General features: G+C 56.7%; 13 protein-coding genes. 11 read left to right on the top strand and 2 right to left on the bottom strand.

What is annotated here, in order from left to right; translation table 11 throughout:
* Positions 1-66 precede the first annotated feature (66 nt).
* The 10 genes from prfC (at position 67) to deoD (ending at position 10,862) form a co-directional block, all read left to right on the top strand.
* A complete protein-coding gene (gene prfC, locus ACE3MN_RS22955) occupies positions 67-1,656 on the top strand; it encodes a peptide chain release factor 3 (RefSeq protein ID WP_004128689.1) in 1,590 nt (529 codons plus the stop codon).
* A 217-nt stretch (positions 1,657-1,873) separates the two neighbouring features.
* Positions 1,874-2,485: a molecular chaperone OsmY gene (gene osmY / locus ACE3MN_RS22950; protein ID WP_004132300.1), complete on the top strand. Its 612-nt coding sequence runs from the start codon at positions 1,874-1,876 to the stop codon at positions 2,483-2,485.
* A gap of 123 nt (positions 2,486-2,608) precedes the next feature.
* Positions 2,609-2,770, top strand: coding sequence for a DUF1328 domain-containing protein (locus ACE3MN_RS22945; protein ID WP_003856556.1), 162 nt, complete (start codon positions 2,609-2,611; stop codon positions 2,768-2,770).
* A gap of 120 nt (positions 2,771-2,890) precedes the next feature.
* The gene (locus ACE3MN_RS22940) at positions 2,891-3,964 is read left to right on the top strand and encodes a patatin family protein (protein ID WP_049086200.1); all 1,074 of its coding nucleotides are present in this window, start codon (positions 2,891-2,893) and stop codon (positions 3,962-3,964) included.
* Positions 3,961-4,740, top strand: coding sequence for a metal-dependent hydrolase (locus ACE3MN_RS22935; RefSeq protein ID WP_004132297.1), 780 nt, complete (start codon positions 3,961-3,963; stop codon positions 4,738-4,740). The genes ACE3MN_RS22940 and ACE3MN_RS22935 overlap by 4 nt, the downstream gene beginning before the upstream one ends.
* Positions 4,741-4,885: 145 nt before the next feature.
* Positions 4,886-6,163 carry a NupC/NupG family nucleoside CNT transporter gene (locus ACE3MN_RS22930; protein WP_064411449.1) on the top strand — a complete coding sequence of 426 codons (1,278 nt, stop codon included), beginning with the start codon at positions 4,886-4,888 and terminating at the stop codon, positions 6,161-6,163.
* A 414-nt stretch (positions 6,164-6,577) separates the two neighbouring features.
* Positions 6,578-7,369 (top strand): deoxyribose-phosphate aldolase, encoded by a 792-nt coding sequence (gene deoC, locus ACE3MN_RS22925; protein ID WP_375364178.1) that lies wholly within the window; start codon positions 6,578-6,580, stop codon positions 7,367-7,369.
* Between the two features lie 77 nt (positions 7,370-7,446).
* Positions 7,447-8,769: a thymidine phosphorylase gene (deoA, locus tag ACE3MN_RS22920; RefSeq protein WP_098067343.1), complete on the top strand. Its 1,323-nt coding sequence runs from the start codon at positions 7,447-7,449 to the stop codon at positions 8,767-8,769.
* Between the two features lie 52 nt (positions 8,770-8,821).
* On the top strand, positions 8,822-10,045 hold the full coding sequence (gene deoB / locus ACE3MN_RS22915; RefSeq protein WP_049130039.1) for a phosphopentomutase: 1,224 nt from the start codon (positions 8,822-8,824) through the stop codon (positions 10,043-10,045).
* Between the two features lie 94 nt (positions 10,046-10,139).
* Positions 10,140-10,862, top strand: a complete 723-nt coding sequence (gene deoD, locus ACE3MN_RS22910; protein ID WP_004098401.1) for a purine-nucleoside phosphorylase — start codon at positions 10,140-10,142, stop codon at positions 10,860-10,862.
* Positions 10,863-10,920: 58 nt separating this feature from the next.
* Here the strand turns inward: deoD and lplA are convergent, their stop codons facing one another.
* Together lplA and ACE3MN_RS22900 are read right to left on the bottom strand one after the other, a co-directional pair.
* Positions 10,921-11,937 (bottom strand): lipoate--protein ligase LplA, encoded by a 1,017-nt coding sequence (lplA, locus tag ACE3MN_RS22905; protein ID WP_102650372.1) that lies wholly within the window; start codon positions 11,935-11,937, stop codon positions 10,921-10,923.
* A gap of 10 nt (positions 11,938-11,947) precedes the next feature.
* A complete protein-coding gene (locus ACE3MN_RS22900) occupies positions 11,948-12,589 on the bottom strand; it encodes a YtjB family periplasmic protein (protein ID WP_004128710.1) in 642 nt (213 codons plus the stop codon).
* 104 nt (positions 12,590-12,693) lie between these two features.
* Between ACE3MN_RS22900 and serB the strand changes: the two genes are divergently transcribed.
* Positions 12,694-13,665: a phosphoserine phosphatase gene (gene serB, locus ACE3MN_RS22895; protein WP_098363101.1), complete on the top strand. Its 972-nt coding sequence runs from the start codon at positions 12,694-12,696 to the stop codon at positions 13,663-13,665.
* Positions 13,666-13,672: the final 7 nt, after the last annotated feature.

The following is a 13,672-nucleotide window of genomic DNA, read 5'->3' as shown; positions in this document are numbered from 1 at the left end:
AATAGCCGCAATTTTTTCGTATTCAACATGCGCGGCGCGTTGCCGCTTACTCAAGAAGATTGAATTATGACGTTGTCTCCTTATTTGCAGGAGGTGGCCAAGCGCCGCACTTTTGCCATTATTTCTCACCCGGATGCCGGTAAAACGACCATTACTGAAAAGGTTCTGTTATTCGGACAGGCGATTCAGACCGCCGGTACGGTAAAAGGCCGCGGCTCCAGCCAGCATGCAAAATCTGACTGGATGGAGATGGAAAAGCAGCGCGGTATCTCCATCACCACGTCCGTGATGCAGTTCCCCTATCACGACTGCCTGGTTAACCTGCTGGATACCCCGGGGCACGAAGACTTCTCCGAAGATACCTACCGTACCCTGACGGCGGTGGACTGCTGCCTGATGGTTATCGATGCCGCAAAAGGCGTCGAGGATCGTACCCGTAAGCTGATGGAAGTCACCCGTCTGCGCGATACGCCGATCCTGACCTTTATGAACAAACTCGACCGCGACATCCGTGACCCGATGGAGCTGCTGGATGAAGTGGAAAACGAGCTGAAAATCGGCTGCGCGCCGATCACCTGGCCGATTGGCTGCGGCAAACTGTTCAAGGGCGTTTACCATCTTTATAAAGATGAAACCTACCTGTATCAGACCGGTAAAGGCCACACCATCCAGGAAGTGCGCATCGTGAAAGGGTTAGACAACCCGGAGCTTGATGCGGCGGTGGGTGAAGACCTGGCGCAGCAGCTGCGCGATGAGCTGGAGCTGGTGCAGGGCGCGTCTAACGAGTTCGATAAAGAGCTGTTCCTGGCGGGCGAAATTACCCCGGTATTCTTCGGAACCGCGCTGGGTAACTTTGGCGTCGATCATATGCTGGACGGTTTAGTGGAGTGGGCCCCTGCGCCGATGCCGCGTAAAACCGACACCCGCACGGTGGAAGCCTCGGAAGATAAGTTCACCGGCTTCGTGTTTAAAATTCAGGCTAACATGGACCCGAAACACCGCGACCGCGTGGCCTTTATGCGCGTGGTTTCCGGTAAGTACGAGAAGGGCATGAAGATGCGCCAGGTGCGTATCGGCAAGGACGTGGTGATCTCCGACGCGCTAACCTTTATGGCCGGCGACCGTTCGCACGTGGAAGAAGCGTATCCGGGCGATATCCTTGGCCTGCATAACCACGGCACCATCCAGATTGGCGATACCTTCACCCAGGGCGAAATGATGAAGTTCACCGGTATCCCGAACTTCGCGCCGGAACTGTTCCGCCGTATTCGCCTGAAAGATCCGCTCAAGCAGAAGCAGCTGCTGAAAGGACTGGTACAGCTCTCGGAAGAGGGCGCGGTGCAGGTATTCCGGCCGATCGCCAATAACGATCTGATCGTCGGCGCGGTGGGCGTGCTGCAGTTTGACGTGGTTGTCGCTCGTCTGAAGAGCGAATACAACGTCGAGGCGATTTATGAGTCCGTCAACGTCGCGACCGCACGCTGGGTGGAATGCAGCGACGCGAAGAAATTTGAAGAGTTCAAGCGTAAGAATGAAATTCAGCTGGCGCTGGATGGCGGCGATAACCTGACTTATATCGCCCCGACCATGGTGAACCTGAATCTGACGCAGGAACGTTACCCAGACGTCCAGTTCCGTAAAACCCGCGAGCACTAATCCTCTTTGGAGCGCGGTTTTCGCCGCGCTCCACGCCATTTTCCCCTCGGTTTGCCCTTTCTGGAAAGTTCTTAATTCTTACCGTTTTGCGCGCTTTTTTACCCGTTAATGCCGCACTCTTCCGTGTATCTACTACATTTAATAAGTAATTTTTGGAATCCTGGCTTAATAGACTACTTATTTTGCTTTACCTGCTTAGATATAACGAGGAACGACGATGACAAGACTTAAGAGCGGCAAGACACTCCTGGCCCTCTTCCTGGGCTCAGCAATAATCAGCGCTTCGGCGTATGCAGAAAACTCGACCGTAGACAGCGCGAAATCTGCAGCAAGCAATGCCGGGCAAGCCGTCGATAATTCGATGAACAAAGTCGGGAATTTTATGGACGACAGCACCATCACCGCCAGGGTGAAAGCGGCGCTGATCGATCATAAAGATATTCGCAGCACCGATATCTCTGTGAAAACTGAAGATAAAGTCGTCACCTTAAGCGGGACGGTTGATAGTTCAGAACAGCACCAGCAGGCGCTTAGCGTCGCGAAGGCGGTTGAAGGCGTGAGCTCCGTTAACGATAAGCTTAGCGTGCAGAACGAAAAATCTGCTTCGCTGAAGGGCTATGCCGGCGACACGGCGGTGACCAGCGAGATCAAAGCTAAATTGCTGGCTGACGATATCGTTCCGTCGCGAAACGTGAAGGTAGAGACCACCGATGGCGTTGTACATCTATCCGGTACGGTCGCATCCAGTAAGCAGTCGGAGCGGGCGGAAGGTATTGCGAAAGCTGTATCCGGCGTCAAAAGCGTGAAGAACGACCTTAGCGTCAAATAAATCTATTCATTAAAAAAATTATTCTGCGGCCTTTCCGCAGGATGTGTAGCACCACAGGGTTGTGTATGCGCGGCCTGAGTGCGCAGAAAATCGACCGTCATTAACTATGGTAAGGAGAGACGTATGTTTAGATGGGGCATTATTTTTCTGGTGATCGCGTTAATTGCCGCCGCTTTGGGCTTTGGTGGCCTGGCTGGTACCGCTGCCTGGGCTGCGAAAATTGTCTTCGTTGTCGGTATTATCCTGTTCCTGGTCAGCCTGTTCACCGGCCGTCGGCGTCCCTAGACGTTAACGTGTGAAATACCGTCTTACATAAAGCCAGTCAATGTGACTGGCTTTCTCGGTTTCAGGGCGTTAAAAAATGCGTTACCTTTGTTTTTATAATAAGCAGGACAGGAAAGCAGGGTGGGGCAGCGAATTCCCGTTACGTTGGGCAACATTACGCCGTTATCTGTTAAACCCTTCCAGCCGGGCAGGCTTGCTCTGGTGTGCGAAGGCGGGGGACAGAGAGGGATTTTTACCGCCGGGGTGCTGGACGAATTCATGCGCGCGGGATTTAACCCGTTCGATATGATGTTTGGCACCTCTGCCGGGGCGCAAAACCTGTCGGCCTATCTGTGCAACCAGCCCGGCTATGCCCGTAAGGTGATCACCCGCTACACCACCGCCCGCGAGTTTTTCGACCCGATGCGTTTTGTGCGCGGCGGAAATCTTATCGATCTCGACTGGCTGGTCGACAGCACCGCGAAAAAAATGCCGCTGGCGATGGCCTATGCTGAAGATCGTTTTGCCCAGGGCAAAGAGTTCTGGATGTGCGCCTGTCGCGGCGATGATTACACGCCAAACTACTTCTCCCCAACCCAGCAGACCTGGCTTGACCTGATTCGCGCCTCCAGCGCCATTCCCGGTTTTTACCGCAGCGGCGTACTGCTGGACGGCGTGAGCTATCTCGACGGCGGCGTCAGCGATGCGATCCCCGTGCAGGAGGCCGCCCGTCGCGGGGCGCAAACCATCGTGGTGATCCGCACCGTACCGTCCCAGATGTACTACACCCCGCAGTGGTTTAAGCGGATGGAGCGCTGGCTCGGCGAAAGCAGCCTGCAGCCGTTTGTGAATCTGGTGCAGCACCACGAAACCACCTATCGCTCCACCCAGGAGTTCATTGAAAAACCGCCGGGTAAGCTGAGAATTCTGGAGATTTATCCGCAGAAGCCGTTGAAGAGTATGGCGTTAGGCAGCCGTCTGCCGGCGTTGCTGGAAGACTACAAGACCGGGCGCCAGTGCGGGCGCTATTTCCTCGCCACCGTCGGCAAACTGCTGGCCGACAGACCGCCGCTGCTGCGCCATGCGCCGCGTATTGCGGTGCCGAAAACGGTGGTTATCCCGCCGGCGCCGGTGGCCAATGAGATCCCCCAGGCTCCGGTTATCGCGGCCGTGCAGGCCAATGATGCCAGCTTTGAGAGTGAGGATCTGGCGTGACCCTGCGATTTATTGATACCCACTGCCATTTCGATTTCCCCCCGTTCACCGGTGACGAAAGCGCCAGTATTGCCCGGGCGGTGCGGGCTGGCGTGACGCAGATCGTGGTGCCCGCGACGGAAGCGGATAACTTTGACCGCGTGTTAGCGCTGGCAGAGAAGCATAGCGAGCTCTACGCCGCCCTGGGCCTCCACCCGATAGCGATTGAGCGGCATGGCGCCGACAGCCTTGAACGGCTTGAGCGCTGTCTGGCGAAACGCGATGCTAAGCTGGTCGCGGTCGGGGAGATAGGTCTCGATCTCTATCGCGAAGATCCGCAGTTTGAGCGCCAGCTTTCTGTATTTGAGGCGCAACTACGTCTGGCGAAACGCTACGATTTGCCGGCGATCCTCCACTCCAGACGCACTCACGATAAGCTGGCGATGCTGCTGAAAAAACACGCTTTACCGCGAACCGGCGTGGTCCACGGTTTTGCCGGCAGCCTTCAGCAGGCGGAGCGGTTTGTGCAACTGGGCTATAAGATTGGCGTTGGCGGCACCATTACCTACCCGCGCGCCAGCAAGACCCGCGATGTGATGGCGCAGCTGCCGCTTTCGGCGCTACTGCTGGAGACCGATGCGCCGGATATGCCGTTGAACGGTTTCCAGGGGCAGCCGAACCGGCCCGAACAGGCGGCGCGCGTCTTCTCCACCCTATGCGAGCTGCGCCCTGAGCCCGCGGAAGTGATAGCTAATACCCTGATAGATAATACAAAAGAGATTTTTTCCCTTCAGTAACGTCTTACTGAGTGACCTGTGTCTCATTCCTGCCTTTTTATCTCATTGTTTTGCTTAAAATGTGTGAGCTGAAATAAGCGTGATGGTTTCATGCCGTTATAATCGCGGGGTTTTAGACTGAACTATCAATACACAGGGACTCTGTATGCAAATTATCATGGGACTTATTGGCATGGTGGTGCTGTTAGCCATCGCTGTGCTCCTCTCCAGTAATCGAAAAGCCATCAATCTGCGCACCGTCCTTGGCGCCTGGATTATCCAGGTCGGGATCGGCGCGTTAATTCTTTATGTACCGGCCGGGCGTACGGCGCTGTTGGCCATATCGAACGGCGTTGCCAACGTGATTGCCTACGGCAACGAAGGGATCGGCTTTATTTTTGGCGGGCTGGTTTCCGATAAGATGTTTGAGGTCTTCGGCGGCGGCGGGTTTGTTTTTGCCCTGCGCGTCCTGCCGGTCATCGTCTTCTTCTCATCGCTGATCGCCGTGCTTTATTACCTCGGCATCATGCAGTTTGTTATCCGCATCCTCGGCGGGGCGCTGCGCGCGGTACTCAAAACCTCGCGCACGGAGTCGCTCTCCGCCACGGCGAACATCTTCGTTGGTCAGACCGAAGCGCCGCTGGTGGTGCGTCCTTACATCGCCACCATGACCCGTTCCGAGCTTTTCGCGGTGATGTGCGGAGGGCTGGCCTCGGTAGCGGGCTCCGTTCTGGCCGGTTACGCTCAGATGGGCGTACCGCTGGAATATCTGATCGCCGCTTCGTTTATGGCGGCGCCGGGCGGCCTGCTGTTCGCGAAGATTATCGTGCCGGAGACCGAGCAGCCCCGGGACAACCCGGCGATGGAAAAAAATGACGCCGATCCGCAGGCGCCGGCGAACGTGCTGGATGCCGCCGCATCCGGCGCGGCTTCCGGGATGCAGCTGGCGCTTAACGTCGGGGCGATGCTGCTGGCGTTTATCGCGCTGATTGCCCTGGTTAACGGTATTCTTTCCGGCGTGGGCGGCTGGTTTAACCATCCGGACCTGTCGCTGCAAATGATCCTTGGCTGGGTTTTCTCGCCGCTGGCGTGGGTGATTGGCGTGCCGTGGAATGAAGCCACCGTTGCCGGTTCGTTTATCGGCCAGAAGCTGATTATCAACGAGTTTGTGGCCTACATGAATTTCGGCGAGTATCTGAAAGCCGATACCGAGGTCGCTGCCGCCGGTTTGCAGGTGATTTCAACCCACACCAAGGCCATCATCTCCTTTGCCCTGTGCGGTTTTGCCAACCTGTCGTCCATTGCCATCCTGATTGGCGGACTGGGCGGCATGGCGCCTAATCGCCGCCAGGAAATTGCCCAACTGGGCATGCGGGCCGTGGCGGCGGGAACGCTGTCTAACCTGATGAGCGCCACGATAGCGGGCGTATTCCTCGCGCTATAACGCCGTCTTGCACGCCAAGAACCCCGCGGCATTGCCGCCGTGGGGTTCTCACTTCTGAGTGTTAAAATCCTATCATTTTATAATTCTCTATTTATCAATCACTCATGATGTATCTGGCATTTTTTCGCACAAAATGGCGGTGCCGGTGTCGAGGCTTGTTGCGAGGTTATGTTATAATAATAACATCGATTCGCAGTGGCGATTCCTGATTATGCTTATAGAGAGTCTGGCAGTGGAAGCGCACGGATTAGGCTTTATTTTGTGATTTTTATCACTATACAGTAATGCAAATTAGCAATTAGTTTTCATTAACTGTGATGTGTATCGAAGTGTAGCGGCGAGGGAATGTTACAATAGTAACAGACTCGCAAGGTGAACAAACTTTAAAACGGCACTACGCCGTCGGAGTATGAAATGACTGATTTAACGGCAAGCAGCCTGCGCGCGTTGAAACTGATGGACCTGACCACCCTGAACGATGATGACACCAATGAAAAAGTGATCGCGCTGTGTCACCAGGCCAAAACACCGGTAGGTAATACTGCCGCAGTGTGCATCTACCCGCGCTTTATCCCGATCGCGCGTAAAACGCTGAACGAGCAGGGTACCCCGGATATTCGCATCGCGACGGTGACTAACTTCCCGCACGGTAACGATGATATTGATATCGCGCTGGCGGAAACCCGCGCGGCGATCGCTTACGGCGCTGACGAAGTTGACGTCGTGTTCCCTTACCGCGCGCTGATTGCCGGCAACGAACAGGTCGGTTTTGACCTGGTGAAAGCCTGTAAAGAAGCCTGCGCGGCAGCAAACGTGCTGCTGAAAGTGATTATCGAAACCGGCGAACTGAAAGAAGATGCGCTGATTCGTAAAGCGTCTGAAATCGCCATCAAAGCCGGCGCCGACTTCATCAAAACCTCTACCGGTAAAGTTCCGGTGAACGCGACCCCGGAAAGCGCGCGCATCATGCTGGAGGTCATCCGCGATATGGGCGTTCAGCAGAGCGTCGGCTTCAAGCCGGCAGGCGGCGTGCGTAGCGCAGAAGACGCGCAAAAATTCCTCGCGATTGCCGATGAGCTGTTCGGTGCCGACTGGGCGGACTCTCGCCACTACCGTTTTGGCGCCTCCAGCCTGCTGGCAAGCCTGCTGGCAAGCCTGCTGAAAGCGCTGGGTCACGGCGATGGTAAGAGCGCCAGCAGCTACTAAAACGTAATTTACCGACCTCAAGGCCGGATGTTGTCCGGCCTGCGGTTGGTCTTTAACTCTTTCCCCGGGAGGTTATCTTGTTTCTCGCACAAGAAATTATTCGTAAAAAACGTGATGGTCATGCGCTGAGTGATGAAGAAATTCGCTTCTTCATCAACGGCATCCGCGACAACACCGTCTCAGAAGGGCAGATCGCCGCGCTGGCGATGACCATTTTTTTCCACGATATGTCTATGCCGGAACGCGTTTCGCTGACCATGGCGATGCGGGATTCAGGAACCGTTCTGGACTGGAAACATCTTAACCTTAATGGCCCAATCGTCGATAAACACTCCACCGGCGGCGTGGGCGATGTGACTTCGCTGATGCTGGGGCCAATGGTCGCGGCCTGCGGCGGCTATGTACCGATGATCTCCGGGCGCGGCCTCGGGCACACCGGCGGTACGCTCGATAAGCTGGAGGCGATTCCAGGGTTCGATATCTTCCCGGACGATAGCCGCTTCCGGGAAATCATTAAAGATGTCGGCGTCGCGATTATCGGGCAGACCAGCTCTCTGGCGCCGGCGGACAAACGTTTTTACGCGACGCGCGATATCACCGCGACGGTGGACTCTATCCCGCTGATTACCGCCTCGATTCTGGCCAAGAAGCTGGCGGAAGGACTGGACGCGCTGGTGATGGATGTCAAAGTCGGCAGCGGCGCCTTTATGCCTACTTATGAGCTTTCCGCCGCGCTGGCTGAAGCGATCGTCGGGGTATCCAACGGCGCCGGCGTGCGAACGACCGCGCTGTTAACCGATATGAATCAGGTACTGGCTTCCAGCGCCGGTAATGCGGTGGAAGTGCGTGAAGCCGTGCAGTTCCTCACCGGCGAGTACCGCAATCCGCGGCTGCTTGAGGTGACGATGGCGCTATGCGTCGAGATGCTGATTTCCGGCAAACTGGCGGAGAACGACGCCGACGCGCGGGCGAAGCTGCAGGCGGTGCTGGATAACGGTAAAGCCGCCGACGTCTTCGGCCGGATGGTGGCGGCGCAAAAAGGGCCGAACGACTTCGTGGAAAACTACGATAAATATCTGCCGGCCGCGATGCTGAGCAAAGCGGTCTACGCCGAAGGCGAAGGGTTTGTCGCAGAAATGGACACCCGTGCGTTGGGCATGGCGGTGGTGTCGATGGGCGGCGGTCGCCGTCAGGCCTCGGATCTGATTGATTACAGCGTCGGTTTCACCGATATGGTTCGCCTCGGCGCGCGTATCGACGCGCAGCAGCCGCTGGCGGTTATCCATGCAAAAGATGAAAACAGCTGGCAGGAAGCGGCCAGGGCCGTTAAAGCCGCCATAAAACTTGGCGCTAAAGCGCCTGAAATGACGCCGACGGTCTATCGTCGTATCACCGAATAGTTATATACTGATCTGATCGCTTTTTTACAGCGCAAAAGGTACGGAGAATAATATGAAACGTGCATTTATTATGGTGCTGGACTCATTCGGCATCGGTGCGACTGAAGACGCCGATCGCTTTGGCGACGTCGGCTCGGACACCATGGGCCATATTGCAGAAGCCTGCGCCAAGGGCGAGGCTGACAACGGCCGCAAAGGCCCGCTGAATTTGCCTAATCTGACCCGTCTGGGGCTGGTTAAAGCCCATGAGGGTTCTACCGGTAAAGTTGCCGCCGGTATGGACGGCAGCGCGGAAGTTATCGGCGCTTACGCATGGGCGCATGAACTCTCTTCCGGTAAAGACACCCCGTCAGGCCACTGGGAAATCGCCGGCGTGCCGGTTCTCTTTGACTGGGGCTACTTCCCCGAGCATGAAAACAGCTTCCCGCAGGAGCTTCTGGATAAGCTGGTTAAGCGCGCCAACCTGCCGGGCTACCTCGGCAACTGCCACTCTTCCGGTACCGTTATCCTCGACCAGCTGGGCGAAGAGCATATGAAAACCGGCAAGCCGATTTTCTATACCTCCGCTGACTCGGTATTCCAGATTGCCTGCCATGAAGAGACCTATGGTCTCGATAAGCTGTACGAGCTGTGTGAAATCGCGCGTGAAGAGCTGACCGAAGGCGGCTACAACATTGGTCGCGTAATCGCGCGTCCGTTTATCGGCGACAAAGCCGGCAACTTCCAGCGCACCGGTAACCGCCACGATCTGGCCGTTGAGCCGCCGGCGCCGACGGTACTGCAGAAGCTGGTCGACGAGAAAAAGGGCCAGGTCGTATCGGTGGGTAAAATCGCCGATATCTACGCCAACTGCGGTATCACTAAAAAAGTGAAAGCGACCGGCCTGGATGCGCTGTTTGACGCCACCATCAAAGAGATGAAAGAAGCGGGGGACGAGACCATCGTCTTCACCAACTTCGTAGACTTCGACTCTTCCTGGGGCCACCGCCGCGACGTTGCAGGCTATGCCGCAGGGCTGGAGCTGTTCGATCGCCGTCTGCCGGAGCTGATGGAACTGGTCGGGGAAGATGACATTCTGATCCTGACCGCCGATCACGGCTGCGACCCGACCTGGACCGGTACCGACCATACTCGTGAACACATTCCGGTACTGATTTATGGCCCGAAAGTGAAGCCGGGCTCGCTGGGTCACCGTGAAACCTTCGCGGATATTGGCCAGACCCTGGCGACGTACTTCGGTACCTCTGCGATGGACTACGGCAAAAACATGCTGTGATTATTTGCCCGGCGAGCTTCGTTCGCCGGGCCTTTTTTGTCGGCCTGATAAGGCGCTGCCGCCATCAGGCAACAACATTCAGAAGGATTTAACGATGGCTACTCCACACATTAACGCAGAAATGGGCGATTTCGCTGACGTTGTGCTGATGCCGGGCGACCCGCTGCGCGCGAAGCACATTGCAGAAACGTTCCTTGAAGACGTCCGCGAAGTGAACAACGTGCGCGGTATGCTGGGCTTCACCGGCACCTACAAAGGCCGCAAAATTTCCGTTATGGGCCACGGTATGGGGATCCCGTCCTGCTCCATTTACGCAAAAGAGCTGATCACCGACTTCGGCGTCAAAAAAATCATTCGCGTAGGCTCCTGCGGCGCGGTGCGTATGGACGTTAAGCTGCGCGACGTGGTTATCGGCATGGGTGCCTGCACCGACTCTAAAGTTAACCGTATGCGTTTTAAAGACCACGACTTTGCGGCGATTGCCGACTTTGGCATGGTGCGTAACGCGGTTGACGCGGCAAAAGCGCTGGGCGTTGACGCTCGCGTGGGCAACATTTTCTCCGCCGACCTGTTCTATGCGCCGGATGGCGGCGAGATGTTCGACGTGATGGAAAAATACGGTATCCTGGGCGTGGAAATGGAAGCGGCCGGTATCTACGGCGTCGCGGCGGAGTTTGGCGCTAAAGCGCTGACCATCTGCACGGTCTCCGACCATATCCGTACCCACGAGCAGACCAGTTCCGCTGAACGTCAGACGACCTTCAACGACATGATTAAAATCGCGCTGGAATCCGTTCTGCTGGGCGATAAAGAGTAATCATCTCTTCCTCCCTCTCCCTATGGGAGAGGGCCGGGATGAGGGTACCAGGCCGTAGCTAGCGTACGGCCTGTGCAATCCACGCTGACAACTCCCGCAGCTCATTTTCCTGCTCCGGGAAATCCCCAATCAACGCGTCACACTCCTGCTGCAGCATATCCGCGCGGTACAGGCAACCCTGCAATCTGGCGGCCAGCGCCTCCAGCGGCGCCGGGTTAAGGCTGTCGGTAAAGACCTGCGTGCGCGTGATATGGCCTTTCTCGACGTCGCAATGGAGCTCTACGCCGCCCCAGGTAAAACGCTCATCCAGCAGATGGCTGAAGGCGGGCGCCTGGCCAAAGTTCCACTCCCAGCTGCTCTGGCGCGCAAAGGTCGCGGCAAAATTCGGCAGGTCCGGCATGTTCTCCGGCGAGATCACTTCAGCTGCGACGCGTTCGCCGTAATGGGCGAAGAATGCCTCCTGAATCGCCTCGCAGACCTGCTGATGGGTAATCTCCGGCAGCAGCTCGACCAGATTGGCTACCCGTCCGCGTACGGAGGTAATGCCTTTGGCCTGCAGCTTCTTCTTATCAGGATTGAGGTAGTTGGCCAGACGGCTTAAATCGGCGTTCAGCAGCAGCGTACCGTGATGAAAGCCGCGATCCATCGTTTCGCGATAGGCGGAGCCGGAGACCTTGCGGTCGCCCTCAGTGGTTTTCACCACCAGATCGTTGCGGCCCGAGGCTTCCGCCTCGACGCCCAGCGCATTCAGCGCTGACAGGACGATATTCGTGGAAACGGTTTTATCGTACTCCGGTTTGCCGGCCATAAAGGTAAAGCAGGTATTGCCCAGATCGTGGAATACCGCGCCGCCGCCGCTGCTGCGACGCGCGAGGCGCACGTTATCTTCTTCCATGCGTCGGGTATTACACTCTTTCCACGGGTTTTGCGCCCGGCCAATGATCACCGTATCGGCATTGCGCCACAGAAACAGTACCCGCTGGGTGGCGGGCATCTGGCGAAAAATAGACTCCTCAACCGCCAGGTTGAACCAGGGGTCGTAAGAGTCGGAGAGCAGCAGGCGCAACGTGGACATAGCGATTTCCTTATTCTGATTCATCTTTATCTTCATCCTGCACCGGCTTATTGGCGGTGAGCAGGAAAGGCGATTGCTGCCAGCGGGTACGTTTCCCCTGCAGCAGAGTGCGCGTCAGGACGACGCCGATGGCCAACGATAGCAGCAGCATCAGGCGCAGGATATTGGTGGTATTATCGACCTGCTGCGCTTCGGTGGCTAAGGTATGGGTATCCAGCGTCAGGCGCAGGTAGCCGAGCGGGCCGTTTTTTCCCTGGATAGGCTCGACAATTTGCTGGTTGAAGTAACCGCCCGCTTTTTTACCGTCCAGCGCCAGCCGATCGCGTACCTCGACGCTTTCGCCTGAACGCGCCACCAGGTCGCCCTGCTCGTCATAAACGCCGGCGTCGAGGATGCGACTTTTGTGGGTAAGCTGTTCCAGCAGCTGGCTAATTCGCTTTTCATCGGGCGTTTCGCTACGCAACAGCGGCGCCAGGTTTAGCGTGACCTGCTGGGCGAGCGTGCGTGCCAGTTCTTCCAGCTGCGGATTGCGCTGCTTCTGACTGTTCTGGCTGAACCAGGAGGCCCCCTGCATCAGGGCGACGAGGAGTGCGAGACAGATCAGAACAATTACCGCGCGATGCAGTCGGAATTTAAGTTTTGCGCGTACCATATTCCACCTTTGAAAATTTGCAGCTTAATGTTGCCAGAAGCGCTGGTTACAAGGTAGCCTCATGCGTTATTTTCCTCGCCTGAATGAAGTTATGTGGAGCCGTGATGCCAAACAGTTTGACCTGGTGCGACCTGCCTGAAGATGTTTCCCTGTGGCCTGGATTGCCGCTTTCCCTGAGCGGTGATGAGGTCATGCCGTTGGATTATCATGCCGGACGCAGCGGTTGGCTGCTGTATGGTCGCGGTCTTAACAAGCATCGTCTGACCGAGTGGCAGCGCGAGCTGGGCGCGGCGCTGGTTATCGTCGCCTCCTGGGCGGTTGACGACTATCAGGTGATGCGGCTGGCGGGCTCCCTTACGCTTCGTGCCACCCGTCTGGCCCATGAGGCCGGGTTTGACGTGGCGCCGCTGGGTAAAATCCCGCATTTACGTACGCCGGGCTTACTGGTCATGGATATGGACTCGACGGCGATTCAGATTGAGTGCATCGATGAAATCGCCAAACTGGCCGGGACCGGCGAGCTGGTGTCGGAAGTGACCGAGCGCGCGATGCGCGGCGAACTTGATTTCACCGCCAGCCTGCGCCAGCGCGTGGCGACCCTGAAAGATGCCGATGCCAGCATTCTGCTGCAGGTGCGCGAATCGCTGCCGCTGATGCCGGGCCTGACCCAGTTGGTGCTGAAGCTGGAGACGCTTGGCTGGAAGGTGGCGATCGCCTCCGGCGGCTTCACCTTCTTTGCCGAGTATCTGCGCGACAAGCTGCATCTCGACGCGGTGTTCGCCAACGAACTGGAGATCAGGGACGGTAAGCTGACCGGCAACGTCATCGGCGATATCGTCGATGCGAAATATAAAGCCAATACGCTGCGTAAACTGGCGGAAAAGTATGAGATCCCGCCGGGGCAAACCGTCGCCATTGGCGATGGCGCAAACGATCTGCCGATGATTAAAGCGGCAGGGCTCGGCATTGCCTATCATGCAAAGCCAAAAGTTAATGAACTGGCGGAGGTGACAATCCGCCACGCTGACCTGATGGGGGTATTCTGTATTCTCTCCGGCAGCATGAATCAAAAGTAAGAGGTTA

It is taken from the genome of Klebsiella grimontii (assembly GCF_042137965.1).
GTDB lineage: Bacteria > Pseudomonadota > Gammaproteobacteria > Enterobacterales > Enterobacteriaceae > Klebsiella > Klebsiella grimontii.
The sequence above is the reverse complement of the archived record's forward strand: the minus strand, read 5'-3'. Positions and strand labels throughout refer to the sequence as shown.